This window comes from Nocardia sp. NPDC006982, from assembly GCF_042869435.1.
In the GTDB taxonomy this organism is placed as follows: domain Bacteria; phylum Actinomycetota; class Actinomycetes; order Mycobacteriales; family Mycobacteriaceae; genus Nocardia.
In genome coordinates, this window is record NZ_JBIAFV010000010.1 from 192523 (window position 1) to 209326 (window position 16804).

Annotated in this window: 6 protein-coding genes; 3 read left to right on the top strand and 3 right to left on the bottom strand. The window is 66.3% G+C overall.

Annotation, left to right across the window (positions count from 1 at the left end):
- Window positions 1-8: 8 nt before the first annotated feature.
- On the top strand, window positions 9-13382 hold the full coding sequence (locus tag ACFYOW_RS33005; RefSeq protein ID WP_387293981.1) for an amino acid adenylation domain-containing protein: 13374 nt from the start codon (window positions 9-11) through the stop codon (window positions 13380-13382).
- On the opposite strand, the gene ACFYOW_RS33010 is transcribed toward ACFYOW_RS33005, so the two are convergent.
- Together ACFYOW_RS33010 and ACFYOW_RS33015 are read right to left on the bottom strand one after the other, a co-directional pair.
- Window positions 13379-13705 (bottom strand): GNAT family N-acetyltransferase, encoded by a 327-nt coding sequence (locus ACFYOW_RS33010; protein ID WP_387293982.1) that lies wholly within the window; start codon window positions 13703-13705, stop codon window positions 13379-13381. The genes ACFYOW_RS33005 and ACFYOW_RS33010 overlap by 4 nt on opposite strands.
- A 38-nt stretch (window positions 13706-13743) precedes the next feature.
- Window positions 13744-15102 carry an FAD-binding oxidoreductase gene (locus ACFYOW_RS33015; protein ID WP_387293983.1) on the bottom strand — a complete coding sequence of 453 codons (1359 nt, stop codon included), beginning with the start codon at window positions 15100-15102 and terminating at the stop codon, window positions 13744-13746.
- A gap of 220 nt (window positions 15103-15322) precedes the next feature.
- On the opposite strand from ACFYOW_RS33015, the gene ACFYOW_RS33020 reads away from it, so the two are divergent.
- A complete protein-coding gene (locus tag ACFYOW_RS33020; protein WP_387293984.1) occupies window positions 15323-15634 on the top strand; it encodes a hypothetical protein in 312 nt (103 codons plus the stop codon).
- A gap of 45 nt (window positions 15635-15679) precedes the next feature.
- Entirely contained in the window at window positions 15680-16267 is a 588-nt protein-coding gene (locus ACFYOW_RS33025; RefSeq protein WP_387293985.1) for a GtrA family protein, read from the top strand.
- On the opposite strand, the gene ACFYOW_RS33030 is transcribed toward ACFYOW_RS33025, so the two are convergent.
- Window positions 16166-16804: a Type 1 glutamine amidotransferase-like domain-containing protein gene (locus ACFYOW_RS33030; protein WP_387293986.1), complete on the bottom strand. Its 639-nt coding sequence runs from the start codon at window positions 16802-16804 to the stop codon at window positions 16166-16168. The two genes, ACFYOW_RS33025 and ACFYOW_RS33030, sit on opposite strands and share 102 nt — an antisense overlap.

A 16804-nucleotide genomic window follows, 5' to 3' on the forward strand; every position in this document is an offset into this window, starting at 1 on the left:
GGTTGCTCATGTCGCACGGCCTCTCATCGGCACGGCCATCGCTTGCCGCTGAAACTCAGGTTTTTCCGCTCTCGCCCGCGCAGCTGGGGATGTGGTACGCCCAGCAGCTGGATCCCGATGTGCCGCTCTACGAGGCGCAGTACATCGAGATGTCCGGGTCGCTCGATCTCGACCTGCTGATCCGGGTCGGTCGCCAGGCCGCGCACGAGTTCGAATCGGGCGTGCTGCGGTTGATCGAGAAGGATGGTCGGCCGTATCAAGTGGTCGACCATCGGATCGAGACCGAGGCCCGGTATCTGGACTTCCGCGCCGCGGCGGATCCGGATGCCGAGGCGCTGCGTTGGATGCGCGCCGATGTGGCGGCGCCGATCGATCTGCTGCGGGATCGGCTCGCGATAACGGCGGTGCTGCGGGTCGGCGCCGACCGGGTGTTGATGTACTCGCGGGCCCATCACATTGTGGTGGACGGCTTCGGCTCGGTGACCGGGCTGTATCGGGTCGCCGAGTTGTACAACTCGGCGCTGGCAGGTGTCGAGCCGCCGCCAGCGGCGGCGGCGAGCCTGCGGGAGGTGCACGAATCCGAGATGCGCTATCGCTCGTCGACGCGATTCGCGACCGATGCGGCGTATTGGTCCGAGCGGATGGCGGACATGCCGCAGCGGTGCAGTCTGGTGGATGCGGCGGCACCCACACATGCGCTTGGGCGTCAGCATCGCATCGAGCTCTCGGAGCTTACGATCGCGCGGATGGAAACCGCCGCGGCGCGCTTCGGTGTCGGTTCGGCGGCATTGGCGATCGCGGCGCTCGCGCTGTATTACGCGCGGATGACCGGTGAGCGGGAGGTGGTGCTGAGCCTGCCGGTATCCGGGCGGACCACCGCGATGCTGCGGCGTTCGGGCGGCATGCTGGCCAATGTGGTGCCGTTGCGGATCGAGGTCACCGCGGACAGTACGGTCGCCGATATCGTCGCGGCGGTGCGGCTCGAGGTGTCCGGTGCACTGCGGCACCAGCGGTACCGGCACGAGGAAATCCGGCACGGTGCGGAGGAGTCCGATGCCGCGGTACCGGGGCGGGGGGTCGTCGGGCCGGTATTCAACATCATGTTGTTCCCGACGGAAGTCGTTTTCACCGGTGTCCGAACCGCACTGCATGTATTGACGTCGGGGCCGATCGAGGACCTGTTCGTCAACCTGTATCAGCACGGCGCGAACAGTCCGATCCACGTCGACTTCACCGCCAATCCGCAGCTGTACGACGCGGATTCCCTTTCCCGGCATCATTATCGATTCATCGGTTTGTTCGAGTCGATGCTCGCCGCGGAGCCGGATACGCCGGTCCGGGAGCTCGAATACTTCCTCGACGACGAGCGGCATCTGCTTCGTGGAGTACACGGGCCGAAGGTTTCGGCGGTGCGGTTATTGCCCGAGGTGCTGGATGCGGGTTTGCGTGCCGCGGAGGCCGACGCACCCGCGGTGGTATGTGGTGACCGGACGTTGTCGTATGCGGAACTGGATCGACTCTCGAATTCTTTGGCGCGCAAGCTGATCGGGCGCGGTGCGGGACCGGATATTCCGGTGTTGAGCGCGCTGCCTCGATCGATCGAATCGGTGCTGGCGTTCTGGGGGGTGGCTCGATCGGGCGCGGCGTTCGTGCCGATCGGGGGCGGGAATCCGAGCGAGCGGGTGGCGCGGATGGCGGCGGAATGTGGTGCACAGCTGGGTATTACGGTGTCCGAGCTGGTATCCGGACTGCCCAGTGATGTGACGTGGATTGTGCTCGATGCCGATGCCGATGCCGATGCCGATGCCGATGCCGATGCGGCAGTGGACTCGGACCTGAGTGGGGTCGTACGGCCGGAGCACGCGGCCTATGAGGTATTCACTTCGGGTTCGACCGGCGTACCGAAAGGGGTTGTGGTTACGCATGCTGGCTTGGCGGGACTGGTTGCGGCAGAGCGTTATTCGTTCTATTCGGGGCCGTGGGCGCGGGTATTGCACTGTTTGAACCCGAGTTTCGATGCCTCGCTACTGGAGTTGCTGCTGGCGTTCTCGGCGGGCGCGACATTGGTTGTCGCGGAGGGGGATCAGGCGGCCGGGAGTGAATTGGCCCGGGTGATCCAGGACTTCGGCGTGACGCAGTTGTTTTCGACGCCCGCGGTTCTTGCGACGCTGCCCACCGATGCGTTGGACGGGGTGCATGCGGTGTCTTCCGGTGGCGAGAGTTGTCCGCCGGAGTTGGTGGCACGATTCGGATCCGGGCGGACATTGCTGAATTCTTATGGGCCGACCGAGACTACGGTCGCGGTCACCTTCACGGATCGGTTGACACCGGCTCGGCCGTCGGGGTTGGGGCGTCCGGTGCCAGGGGTCGGGCTGTTGGTGCTGGATCGCTGGTTGCGGACGGTGCCGATCGGGGTTGCGGGGGAGCTGTACATCGTCGGATCCGGGCTTGCCAGGGGCTATGCGGGACGAATGGGCGTAACCGCCGAACGTTTCGTGGCGAACCCGATCGGGCCGAGCGGATCTCGGATGTATCGGACCGGTGATCTGGTTCGCTGGCAGATGGAGCATCCGATCGATGCGGAGCACGATGGGGCGTCGGATCCGGTACTGGAATATCTGGGCCGCACGGATTTCCAGGTCAAGTTGCACGGAATGCGGGTCGAGCCGGGTGAAATCGATGCCGTGCTCGACATGCATCCAGGTGTCGAGATCGCCGTGACGGTACTGCGCCGCACGGCTGCGGGCGGATCGATGTTGGCCTCGTATGTGGTTCCGGTCGATCACAGGGAACCGCCTGTGCACCTGGATGTTTCGGATATACGTGACTTCTGTGCCCACCGGCTGCCCGGACATCTGGTACCCGGATCGATTACTGTGCTCGACGCGCTGCCGTTGACCGGCAACGGCAAGATCGATCGTCGCGCCCTTCCGGAACCCGAGCCCATGGCGACCGAACCGGTGCCTGCGGCGGGTACTGAGACCGAACGCGCGCTGTGCGCGATATTCGCGGAGATACTCGGCGCGCAGCGCGTTGACGCGGAATCGTCCTTCTTCGCACTCGGCGGCGATTCGATCATGGCTATTCAGCTGGTATCCAGGGCCCGCGCCGAAGGGCTGATCTTCGCGGCCCGTGCTGTTTTCGAGCATCCGACACCTGCCGACCTGGCCCGATTCGTCGCGGAACCCACCGGTCGCCCGATATTGCATGAACTGCCGGGTGCGGGCATCGGCCGGATACCCCGCACGCCCATCGTTTCCTGGCTGCTCGAACAGTCGACCGATGCGCGCAGCTTCGCCCAGTCGATGGTGCTCACCCTGCCCGTCGGTATCGAGCGAAACCCGTTGGTGCGCACCATACAGGCCATCCTTGATGGGCACGACATCTTGCGCGCGGCCTTGGTGGATGGGGAACTCGAGGTGCGCCCGGTCGGGACGGTCGACGCGGACGCGCTGCTGGCCGTCGATTCCGAGACTTCGTCGGACGCGTCCGCTCGGGCTATCGCGGATGCGACGGATCGTCTCGATCCGGACCGCGGCCGAATGCTGGCCATGGTGTGGCTCGATGCCGGGCCGACGCGGGCCGGTCACCTCGTCATCGTGGCGCATCACCTGGTCATCGACGCGGTGTCCTGGCGGATCGTGCTCGCCGACTTGATCACCGCATGGACGCAGATCGCGGCGGGAGATGAGCCGGTACTGCCGCCGGTCGGCACGTCCATGCGAACGTGGGCACACGCTTTGGCCGTGGCCGCCGCCGATGATTCGGTGGTCGAGGAGCTGGATTACTGGTCCGAGGTCCTCGCCACGCCGGATCCGCCGTTGCGACGTCGTCGCGAGGCTGCGCTCTCGCCGGGAGAGCCTGGCGGCCACGGCGATGCGATCGAGGTGCCGACGGGACGCGGTGACATTGCCGTTGATGTGCCGGATGTCCTCGACACGGAGCCGGAGAGCCCGGCTGACGAAACGCCGCGGGTCCGTGCGCGGATCGAGGTTCGGCTGCCCGTCGAGGCGACGAAGACGCTGCTCGAGCGACTGCCGGTGGCGTTGCGGTGTGGGGTGGAGGATGCGCTGTTGAGTGCCTTGGCGTGCGCGGTTACGCGGCGGCGGGGGGACCGAAGCCCAATGCTGGTGAGCGTCGAGCGGCATGGGCGGGATGAGGGATTGGTTCCGGGGGCGGACCTTTCCCGGACGGTCGGGTGGTTCACAAGTCAGTTCCCGGTGCGGTTGGATGTCGGGTCGGCTGATCCGTTGACGGCGTTGAAGGCCGTGAAGGAACAAGTGCGCGCGGTGCCCCGGGGCGGGTCCGCGTTCGGGCTGTTGCGGTATCTGAATCCGATTGGGTGCGAACGGCTGTCGGCCGTGCGCCCGCGAGTCGGGCTCAACTATCTCGGCCGGGTGCCCGCTGTCGATGCGGGTGAGCCGTGGCTGCCGGATTCGGTTGTGACGTCATTGGGAGGGGGGCCGGTCTTGCCTGCGGCCGGGGATATCGCGATCGATGCCTTGACACTGGATACCGCTGAAGGCCCTGTCCTACAGACGGTCTGGCATTCCAGGTACTCGGCGTCGGATCTGGAAGACATTGCGCAGCAGTGGACATCGGAACTCACATCGCTTGCCGAACTGCTGCGGGCACCGGATGCGGGTGGCTTCACTCCGTCGGATCTGCCACTGGTATCAGTGACACAACAGCAGATCGACGAATGGGAGTCGCGGTACCCGGCATTCGAGGATGTCTGGCCGCTCGCGCCACTGCAGCAAGGTCTGTTGTTCCACACCCAGCTGGCCGCCGGACGCGCCGACGGGTACTCGGTGCAGGCGGCAATCCAATTCGACGGCGAGGTGGATATCGCACGGCTGGAGCGAGCTGCCTGCGCGCTCGTCGAGCGCCACCAGGTGCTGCGCACGGCCTTCCTGCCCGGCGATGATGTGGCGGTTCAGCTGGTACTCGAGCAGGTAACCGTGCCATGGAGCTACATCGAAGCGGACGCGACGGAATGCGATCGCCTTGCCGACGCGGAACTCGCGACTCCCTTTGCCCCCGATAGGCCACCACTGCTGCGCTTCCGCTGCGTGCGATGCGGCGAGCGCGATGTCCGGTTGGTGATCACGAATCATCACCTGATCCTCGACGGCTGGTCCATGCCGCTGTTCATCGGCGAGCTGCTCGTGCTGTACGAAACCGACGGTGACAGTGCGGGATTCGCCCCAGCTGTCTCGTATCGGCGTTACCTCGAGTGGCTGGCGGACCGAGACCACACTGCCGCCCGAGCCGCATGGTCGGCCGCATTGGCCGATCTACCAGGTCCGACCTTGGTGACCGCCGGGCGGGCTCCGGCTATGGCCGACGGCAGCGCGAGCCGGTCGGCGGACGAGCGAGTGTCGAAACCCGTTCGGACCATCGATATCCCTTTGGGGCAACCGAATGCAGCCGCACTCCAGCGGATTACCGCTGAGCACGGTGTCACCCTCAATACGATTGTGCAGGTCGCGTGGGCATTGCTGCTGGCGGAGCTGACGGGGGAACACGACATCGTATTCGGCTCCATCGTATCGGGCCGTCCGCCCGAATTGCCCGGTGCCGAACGCATTGTCGGCATGCTGGTGAACACCATTCCGGTGCGGATCACCCTCGAACCAGCCGAGTCGGTGGCGGACCTGCTCGGGCGCGTGCATCGTGAGCAGGCGCGCTTGCTCGAGCATCACACTTCAGGGCTCACCGATATTCAGGCGGCGGCCGGTATCGGGCCACTTTTCGACACCACGCTCGTGTTCGAGTCGTATCCGATGGATGTCGCGGCGCTCATGGCGGCGGCCGAGCGGGCGGCATTGCGAGTGAGCGGATTCCGTGCCTACGACGGTACGCACTATCCACTCGCACTGGCCGCACACGGCCGCAGCGGTCTGCGTCTGGTCATGAGCTACTCGGCCCAGTACTTCGACGCCACCGAGGCGGCAGCGCTGGCGGACCGGCTGGCCCGCATTCTCGCGCGGCTCGGCGAGGATCCGAACCAGCCGGTCATGGCAGTAAACGGAGCCGACCCCGGGGAGGTGCTGCGCGCATGTCCACAGCCACTGCGGTTGCTCCCCGAGATCCTGGCGGGCGGCATCCAACCCGACCGGACCGCAATCCGTTGTGGTCCAATGGAATTGACCTATCGAGAACTCGACGAGCAGTCGAATCGGCTCGCCGGAGTATTGATCGAGGCGGGTGCGGAACCGGAAACGGCTGTGCTGCTCGCAGTGCCGCGATCGCCGGAGTGGATGGTCGCGGTGTGGGCGATCGCGAAGTCCGGGGCCGCCTTTGTGCCGGTCGATCCGGCCCAGCCTGCGCAGCGGATCATCGATATCGCCGCCGACTGCGGTGCGTTGTTCGGGGTGACTGTCGCGACGGTGCGGGATCAACTGCCCGACGAGGTGCCGTGGCAGGTGCTGGACGCTCCGAAGGTGACCATGGCGCCGCTGCCAGCCGTGGATCGACGCAGGCCACTACTCGCCGCGCACCCGGCCTACATCGTGTACACCTCCGGCTCGACCGGAACACCGAAGGGCGTAGTCGTCACCCATGCCGGTCTGAACGGTCTCGTGCGCGGCACCGCGGCCGCCATCGGAGCCGGGCCGGGCGATCGCGTATTGCACTGTCTGAACCCGAGTTTCGATGCGGCCATTCTGGTGTGGTTGTCCGCCTTCGGAACCGGTGCGACTCTGCTCATCGCGCCGCCGGAGGCGAATGCCGGTGCCGAGCTGTGCGCGGCTATCACCGAATCCGGTGCGACCCACTTGACCTCGACTCCCGCCGTACTGGCCACGGTGCCCGCGACCGCATTGGCGAGCGTGCGAGTGCTGGTCTCCGGCAGCGAGGCGTGCCCGTCGGAGCTGATCGCCCGCCTCGCTGAGGGCCGGGTGCTGTTGAATTCCTATGGCCCCGCAGAAGCCTCGGTGGCAGCGACGTTCACCGGCCCACTGCGTCGGGAAGAACCCGCGGATCTCGGAGCACCGTTGCCGGGAACCGGTCTGGCCGTATTGGATTCGTGGTTGCGTCCGGTACCGATCGGTGCGACCGGCGAGCTGTATGTCATGGGACTGGGACTTGCCCGTGGCTATATCGGGCAGCCTGGACTGACAGCGACGCGGTTCGTGGCGAACCCGTTCGGAACGCCGGGGGAGCGGATGTACCGCACCGGCGATCTGGTTCGCCGTATGTCCCGTCGGCGACTGGAGTACGTGAGGCGCAATGACTTCCAGGTGAAGTTGCACGGCATCAGAGTCGAACCGGGTGAAGTCGATGCGGTGCTGCGCAAGTGCCACGGTGTCGAGATGACGATCACCGTGCCGCGCCACGGGCCGGCCGGAACTCATCTGCTGGCCAGCTATGTGGTGCCGACCGAGGATGCGGTCCTGAAATCGAACGAGTTGCGGGACTACCTGTCCCAGCGGCTGCCGAGACATCTGGTGCCCGCGACGATCACCGTACTGACCGAGCTGCCGCTGACCGGAAACGGCAAGGTCGATCGGCGCGCACTGCCCGAACCCGAACTAGTGGTGGCCGAATACGTCGAACCGGTCGGGCGGGAGCGCCTGGTCGCCGATGTCTTCGGTACGGTGCTCGACCGTGAAAAGGTCGGTGCGGCTGACGACTTCTTCGCACTCGGCGGTGATTCGCTCTCGGCGATCCGAGTCGCCGCACGGCTCGGCTCGGCCCTCGCGATTTCGGTGCCCGTCCGCCTGATCTTCGAAGCGCCGACCGTCCGCGCGCTCGCCGCGCGGCTGAGCACCACGGCCGCCATGGATCGCACCGGTCCTCGTCGGGGGCAACGGCCGGCACGAATTCCGCTTTCACCCGCGCAGCAGCGGATGTGGTTCATCAACCAATATGATCCCGATTCCGGCGCTTACAACGTGCCGATCGTGCTGCGGCTCATCGGAAGGCTGGATCCGGCAGCACTCAAGGCGGCCGTGCGCGATGTGCTCGAGCGGCACGAATCGCTGCGCACGGTTTATCCGGCCCGTGACGGTGTCGGATATCAGATGATTTTGCCAACGGATTCTGTTGTCCCGGAACTTGATCCGATCACGGTCACCGATGCGAAACTGCCAGGCGCGATCATGGACTGTGTCGGTGCGGGATTCGACGTGACGGTCGCGGTGCCACTGCGGCTAAGCGTGTTCCGGCTCGCCGAAAACACGCACGTACTGGTGCTGGTAATCCACCACATCAGCACCGACGGCTTCTCGATGGGCCCACTTGCCCGCGACGTGATGACTGCCTACACGGCCCGGCTGGCCGGCGCCGCACCCGACTGGACCCCGCTTCCGGTGCAGTACGCCGACTACACCCTGTGGCAGCACGAGCGCCTCGGCTCCGAGCTCGATTCGGAATCGCCACTGACACAGCAGATTCGGTACTGGAAAGACACACTTACCGGATTGCCCGATCAACTCGCACTGCCCGTCGACCGCCCCCGCCCGCCGACTGCATCGCTGCGGGCAGGCACGGTCTACCGCGAATTCGATGCCGCGCTCACCGCACGCCTCGACGAACTCGCCACCGCGAACCGATGCACTCGATTCCAGGTGCTGCACAGTGCACTCGCGGTGCTGTTCGCCCGACTGAGCGGCACCACCGATATCGCCATCGGCACCCCCGTGGCGGGCCGTGGCGTCGCCGAGCTCGACGATGTGGTCGGCATGTTCGTCAATACCCTGGTGCTGCGCACCGAAATTCGTGCCGCGGAACCGTTCTGCGAGCTACTCGGACGGGTTCGACGCACCGACCTCGACGCACTCGCCCACGCCGACGTGCCCTTCGAGCGGCTCGTCGACCTGCTCGAACCCACCCGCTCGGCCTCCCGGCACCCCTTGATCCAGACAATGCTGGTGATGCAGAATCCCGCCCCGGTCGAACTCGCGCTGCCGGACCTGCGCGCCGAGGCACTGGATCTCGACCAGCCGAGTATTCGTTTCGATCTGAGCGTCACGGTGGCGGAGACCGACTCGTCCGGCCTATCGGTCCGGATCGCATACGCCACCGACCTGTTCGACCGCGCAACCGTCGCGCATATGGCCGAGCGCTGGCTGCGCGTGCTACGCGCAGTAGCGGCGAATCCCGAAGTACCCGTTGGCGATATCGAATTGCTCGCGCCTGCCGATCGCCGAGATCTGCTGTCCCGGCGGGCGCGAATCGAGCGGGCGCCGCGCGTGCTGGCAGAGCTGCTCACCGCAGCGGTCGCCGCGAACCCGGACGGCATAGCGGTGGTAGACGGCGCAGCAACGCTGACCTATGCCGAACTCGACGATCGCTCGAATCGACTGGCTCGCTTACTGATCCGCGCGGGTGCACGTCCCGAGGCGCTGGTCGTGGTGGCCCTGCGCCGCTCGCTCGAGTCAGTGCTCGCCGTGTGGGCGGTGGCGAAGACCGGAGCGGCCTTCGTCCCGGTCGATCCCGGCAACCCGGTCGAGCGGATCCAACAGATCATCGCGGACTCGGTTGCCGAACTCGGCATCACCCGGAATTCGATCGAGCCGAGTCTGCCGGATTCGATGCGGTGGTTCGCCCTCGATGACCCGGATGTCATCGAATCACTCGATACCACAACCAGTGCACCGATCGAGCTGTCGAACGTGCGGCCGGAAAACCCCGCCTATGTCCTGTTCACCTCCGGATCGACCGGCAGACCCAAGGGCGTCGTCGTCACCCACACCGGACTCGCCAACCTCGCGGCAGCACAACAGAAACGCGACGCGACCACCAGCACCTCCCGCGTCCTGCACGTGACCTCACCGAGTTTCGACGCCGCGGTACTCGAACTCCTGATTGCGGTGGGCCCGGCGGCGACGCTGGTCATCGCGGGCCCGACCGCGTTCGGCGGCCCGGAACTCGCGGAACTGCTGATACGCGAACAGGTTTCGCATATCGCCCTCACACCTTCGGCCCTCGCCTCGGTCGATCCGGCCGGATGCGACGCAGTGCGCGTCATCATCACCGGGGGTGAACCCTGTCCGCCCGAATTGGTCGCCCGCTGGTCCGCGCCGGATCGCCTGCATTTCAATGATTACGGCCCGACCGAAACCACGATCTGGGCAACGGAGAGCAACCCGCTGCGAGTGGGCGACGTGGTCACCATCGGCGGCCCCATCGCGGGCATGTCCGCAGTCGTGCTCGACGATCGGCTGCATCCGGTGCCCGAAGGCGTCGCCGGTGAGCTGTATCTGGCGGGCATCGCACTGGCCCGCGGGTATCACGGCCGCGGCGGCCAGACCGCATCGCGCTTCGTCGCCGACCCGTACGGCCGACCGGGTGAACGCATGTACCGAACCGGTGACCTGGTGCGCTGGCGCGGCCGCGACCTCGAATACCTGGGCCGCTCGGACCTGCAGATCAAGCTGCGCGGCCTGCGCATCGAACTCGGGGAAATCGAATCGGCGCTGCTCGCCGACCCGGCCGTGGACAAAGCGGCGGTGAGCGTGCACACCGATGCTGCCGTCGGTGAAGTGCTCGTCGCCTACGTGGTACCCGGTGCAGAACTCGCACCCGGGCTGCTCGAAAGTGCTGTGGCACAGCGACTTCCGTCTTATATGGTCCCCTCGGTCATTATCGCGCTCACCGAACTGCCGCGAACCGCGAACGGCAAGCTGGACCGCAAGGCACTGCCCGCACCCGATCTGCGCGGCGGCCGATATCGCGCCCCGGAGACGCCCACCGAACGAGCGATCGCCGAAACCTTCGGCGAACTGCTCGGTGTCACCCGCGTCGGACTCGACGACAACTTCTTCGCCCTCGGCGGCAATTCGCTGATCGCGACCCGTATCGTCGCCCGGCTCGGCGCCGCGCTCGAAACCCGAATTCCGTTGCGCACCGTGTTCGACGCACCCACCGTCGCCGACCTCGCCGCGGCGATCCGGACCGCGACCGCCCCGATCGGACCGCGGCCCGGACCGCGCGAGCGACCGAGCTGCATCCCGCTCTCGGCGGCCCAGCGGCGCATGTGGTTCCTCAACCGTTACGACCCGGCCTCACCCGCACACAATGTGCCTCTCGCCGCCGAGGTCCGCGGCGACCTCGATCCGGAGGTTCTGCGCGCCGCCGTCTCGGATCTGGTCGCCCGGCATGAATCACTGCGCACCGTCTATCCGATGGATGCCGCGGGCGATCCGTATCAGAAAGTCTTACCGGCAGCCGAAGCCGTTGTCCCGGTGGTGGTCTCCGATATCGGCGCGGAGAATGTGGCCGAGTTCGTCATGCGCGCCGGCGGGCACGGCTTCGATCTGACCCGGGAACTTCCGATGCGCGTGTGGCTGCTGCGCCTCGAACCGCAGCGCTGGGTGCTCATCGTCGTCATGCACCACATCGCCTCGGACGGATGGTCATCGGCACCGCTGACCCGCGACGTGCTGCTGGCCTACGCCGCGCGCCGCGCCGGTACCGCACCGCAGTTCACACCATTGCCGTTGCAATACGCCGATTACGCACTGTGGCAGCACGAATTGCTCGGCGCCGATGACGATCCGGACAGCGTGGCGCACCGCCAGCTCGAGTATTGGCGCGATGAACTCGAAGGACTGCCGGAGGTATCGGCGCTGCCCACCGATCACCCGCGGCCAACGGTGGCCACGCATCGCGCCGACATGGTGGAGTTCGACATCGGTAACGCGGTGCAGCGAAGGATGCGCGAGATCGCGCGCTGGCACGGCGTGAGTGTCTTCATGGTGGCGCACGCCGCGCTCGCGGTCCTGCTCGCCAGGCTGTCCGGTACGACGGATGTGGCGATCGGTTCGGTCACCGCGGGCCGTGGGGACGGCGAACTCGACGATCTCGTCGGGATGTTCGTCAATACCCTGGTCCTGCGCACCCGGATCGAGCACGACGCGACCTTCGACAACATCCTCGCCACCACCAAAGACGCCGATCTGGACGCCTTCGGCAATGCCGATCTGCCGTTCGAGCGGCTGGTCGAGGTACTCGCACCGGCCAGATCGACCGCGCATTCGCCGCTGTTCCAAGTGATTCTGGTGTTCCAGAACTTCGATCGCGAACCGATTCAGTTGCCCGGCCTGGTGATCACACCGTTATCGCTCGCGGCTGTCGGTGCCAAATACGATCTGGAATGGATGCTTGCCGAGGAATTCGACGCCGACGGCGCGCCCGCCGGTATCACCGGAACCCTGACTTTCGCCCGCGATCTCTTCGAGCAGACGACCGCGGAAACCTTGGCACAGCGATTCGTTCAGGTGCTCGAAGAGGTCACCGCGGACCCGGCTGTCGTCATCGGCGACCTCGATGTCACCGCCCCGCCGGGCACGGTTGTGCATCAGCCACCGCCAACGACCCTGCGGCGCAGGGATTTGCCGTACCGTCCGCCGGTCACCAGCACCGAACGTCTCGTCGTCGATGCCTTCGAAGCGGTGCTCGGCGCGGATCGAATCGGCCTGGACGACAACTTCTTCGAACTCGGCGGCACCTCCATGGTCGCCATTCGACTCGTCGCCGAAATCCGCGAACGCAGCGGCTTCGATGTGCCGGTTCAGTGGATGTTCGGCGAACCGACCCCCGCTGTCCTGGCACAACGCATCATCGAGGGTGACCAACCGGGCGTCGATCCGGCCTTGCGCACTGTCCTGGCCCTGCGCCCGAGCGGCACTGGTCCCGGACTGTTCTGCATCCATCCCGCAATCGGATTGGCCTGGTGTTATGCCGGTTTGGTGCAATACCTCGATGGTGATCACCCGATCTACGGCCTGCAGTCACCGGCTGTGGCCGACGGCAACCAACTGGCGAGCACCCTCACCGAACGCGCCGCCCGCTACGTCGACCATATTCTGCTGACCCAGCCCGCGGGGCCCTACCGACTGCTGGGCTACTCCGCGGGCGGCCCGCTCGCCCATGCGGTCGCCGTCGAACTCCAAAGCCGCGGCGCCGAAGTGTCGGCCCTGATCCTCATCGACGGCCGCGCCGATGTCGAACCGGAAAGCGCCGTCGAGCTGCCGCCTCCGGAGGCGTTGCTCGCCGAATTCGGCGGCATCGATCCCGCGCTGCTCGACAACTTCGACGGGGATGCGGCGCTCGCCGACCGCGCCGCCGAACTCCTGCGCGCCGCGGGCGGCACCTTCGCGGCCCTGACCCCCACCGATCTCGAGCACCTCTACCTCGACTACCAGCAGTTGATCCGCGAAAGCGCCGACTACCACCCGGCAGTCTTCGAGGGCGACGCGCTCTTCTTCAGCAGCACCAACGGCCGACCCGGGTACATTCCCAACGCCGAAACCTGGCGGCCCTATGTCACCGGAACCATTGCCGACCACCAAGTCGGCTACGAACACAACAAACTCACCAGCCCGCAAGCCTTGGCCGTGATCGGTCCGATCCTCGCGGACTACCTGAGTTAGGCGACCAGATCGGCGTATTCGCGGTGTTCGGCGATGTACTGCTCGACGTACCAGCAGGTCGGGATGATGGCGAAGCCCTGTGCGCGCGAATCCTGCAGCGCGTATTCGACCACCTGGGCGGCCACGCCACGGCCGCGGAACTCCGGGAAGGTCATGGTGTGGTGGAAGTCGCGGACTCTCGGGGGATGGTTGTCGGCGGAGCCGACGGGGCGGGTGAGATCAGCGTCATCGCGTTCGGCGTAGTCGGCGTACCCGGCGAGGGTGTCGTCGAGATAGATCTCGAATCGGGTATCGGCGACATTGTGCTCGAGCCTGGTGGTCATGATCGGGTCAAACTCCTCAGCGGCCGGGAATGTTCCGTCTACAGAATCGCGCCTGGGTTGAGAATGCCATGCGGGTCGAGCGCATCCTTGATCCGGCGAGTGAGCGTCATCACATCGGGTCCGAGTTGATCGGGCAGCCAGGCCTTCTTCAACCGGCCGACACCGTGTTCGCCGGTAATGGTGCCGCCGAGCTCGATGGCCAGATCCATGATCTCGCCGAAGGCGCGGTGCGCGCGTTCGGTCATCTGCGCATCGGTGGGATCGTGCACGATCAGCGGGTGGGTATTGCCGTCCCCGGCGTGCGCGATCACCGAAACCAGCACGTCATTGCGTGCGCCGATGGCGGCGATACCGTTGACCAGATCGGCGAGCCGCGGCAGCGGAACACCGACATCCTCGAGCAGCAGCTGCCCGATCTTCTCCACCGCCGGAATGGCGAAACGTCGTGCGGCAGTGAAGGCTTCGCCTTCTTCCGGATCCTCGGTGTGGAAAACCTCGGTGGCACCGGCCTTTTCGCAGATGCCGACCATGATTTCGGCTTCGTGCCTGGCGAATTCGCCCGGTGCGTCGGAGCGGGCGACCAGCAGTGCGGCGGCCTCGCGATCCAGACCCATCCGCATCTCGTCCTCGACCGCATTGATCGCGACGGCATCCATGAACTCGAGCATGGCGGGCCGCAGCGTGCCGGTGATGCCGAGGATGGCCTCGGTGGCGGCGGTCAGCGTCGCGAAGGTCGCGACCACGGTGGACTGCGGCGGTTGGGCGGGCAACAGCCGCAGGGTGAGTTCGGTGATCACCCCGAGCGTGCCCTCGCTGCCGACGAACATCTTGGTCAGCGACAGGCCCGCCGAATCCTTGAGTCGTGGCCCGCCGAGCCGCACCACCGTGCCATCGGCGAGCACCACCTCCATGCCGAGCACGTAATCGGTGGTCACGCCGTATTTCACACAGCACAGGCCGCCCGCGTTGGTGGCCGCATTGCCGCCGATCGAGCAAATTTCGAAGGAGGAGGGGTCCGGCGGATACCACAGGCCGCGCTCGGCGACCGCACGTTTGACCTCGGCATTGAGCAGGCCGGGCTGGACCACCGCGGTGCGGGTGACCGGGTCGACGGTGATCGCGCGCATACGTTCGGTGCTGAGCACGATGCCGCCGTCGACGGCCGTCGCACCGCCGGACAATCCGGATCCGGCCCCGCGCGGCACCACCGCGACCCGGTGTTCGTGCGCCCACCGCAACGTCGCCGCGACATCATCGGTACCGGTCGCGCGGACCACGGCCAGCGGTGTGCCGGCGCTCGGATCGCGCGCCCAGTCCTGCCGATAGCCCGCGAGCAGGTCGGGATCGGTGAGTACCGCGCCGTCGGGCAGGCGGGAGATCAGGTCATCCAGGTCCACACGACTCACGCTATACGGCGGGTACAGGCCAGGGTGAGTGCCCGACTGTAACAGCCGCGCGTCCGGTTCTCCCTGGAGGTTTGCTACAACGCGGAGCCCGGCGGGATTGTGGGCCGGTCCAGTGGTGCCGGGTGCGTAGGCCGGTAAGAATTCCGGGCAAGGCGCCCATTCGGGGCGCTGTCCGATTCCATAAGGTGCGCAGGCGCGCCGAGGAGGTCTCATGCAGGTCGAGTCGCCGGATTACCGTGATTTGGTCGCTGCGGTGTTCTCCTACGAAGTTCTCGACGGGGGTATCGACCCGGATTCATTGCGCCGCATACACGCGGGCGATATCGCCGAATGGATCACGGCACTGGATCGCTCGGGCATGTTCGGCAAGACCGTGATCGCCACCCTGTCCGATCAGTGGCAGCGCAAACCCCGCCTCCTGCTCGAGGCCCTCCTGGAAGACGTCGACGACGTCACCCGCCGCCGCTGCCTGGTCGCCTGGTCCGCTCTGGACCACCGTTCGCCCCTCACCCAGATCGGCTGATCGGGATCGGGTGCCACCCGATCTTGTTTCCTGGACGATCACCTGATGGACACCTGCCGCTGGCATGCTGGCGGCGTGACGAGCACCGAGTCCCTGGTGGCGGGCTTCTCTCGCTGGTGCGAGGACGTCGTCGCGCGGCTGCCGCCGGGGCTGAATCGCCTTGTCGCCCCGACGTTTCTCGGCTTCGCGCTGATCAACGGCTTCACCTTCGGTGTCGATCTGGCGCTGCTCACGGTGCTGCACGGCTGGTTGGGACTGCCTGTGTGGCTATCGGTCACGGCGGCCTATATCTGCGCGTTCGGGCTCAGCTTCGTGCTCAATCGCACGTTCAACTTCCACTCGCACGCACCGGTCGGCAGGCAGGCCGTGGTGTACGTGGTGGTTGTCGTGATCAACTACGTCGCCTTCATCCTCGGCGTCGGCAGCGGACTGACCGCGCTGGGATTGGAATACCATCTGTCGCGGCTGCTGGCGGGGGCATGCGAGGCGGTCTATATGTACTGCGCGATGCGCTGGGTGGTGTTCCGCGGGCTATCGCAAGATCTCGATATCGCCGCCGTCGACCACGACGACATCGTCGTCGGTGAGCGCCCAGTGCGCGATGCCCTCGGCCCGGTAGCGAGCGGCGAGTAGCGCGGACGCACCGTCCGGATCGGTCGCGGAATTCAGGTGCGGCACGATGCGATGGTCGACCAGACCCAGTCCGTCCCACCGTGGTTCGATACCGCACGCCGGTTCGACCTCGGCCGGGTCGTCGGTGGATTCCAGGCCGTGCAGATCCGGAGTCAGCAGACAGGCGCCCGCGCTGTACCCGGCATACACCAGCGCGTCGGCGGCGAGCAGCTTCGGCAGTACGAAATCTGCTCCGCTGCGGGCGAATTGGGCGCGCAAGACGAAGGTATTGCCGCCGCGTGCCCACACCAGTGGATACTGTGCCAGTGCGGCTTCCAGTTCGGTTGCGCGACCGACGAATTCGCGTAGATCCAGCACCTCGGGGGAGTAGCCGAGTTTGCGCAGCGGGATCACGTCACTGGCGACCGCACCCGCCCAGGCCGCGGGCCAGGCGTCACATGCGTTGGGAATCACCGCGACTCGGCACGGCTCGCCGACGAGTGCGGCGAGCCGGTCGTAGTGTGCGCCGAATCGGTAGCTGGACAGGAAGAGTCGCAC

Bases quoted from the DNA above. Each gene is read 5' to 3' on its own strand.
- ACFYOW_RS33005 (WP_387293981.1), top strand. From the start codon at position 9: ATGTCGCACGGCCTCTCATCGGCACGGCCATCGCTTGCCGCTGAAACT.
- ACFYOW_RS33010 (WP_387293982.1), bottom strand. From the start codon at position 13,705: ATGACCACCAGGCTCGAGCACAATGTCGCCGATACCCGATTCGAGATC.
- ACFYOW_RS33020 (WP_387293984.1), top strand. From the start codon at position 15,323: ATGCAGGTCGAGTCGCCGGATTACCGTGATTTGGTCGCTGCGGTGTTC.
- ACFYOW_RS33025 (WP_387293985.1), top strand. From the start codon at position 15,680: ATGGACACCTGCCGCTGGCATGCTGGCGGCGTGACGAGCACCGAGTCC.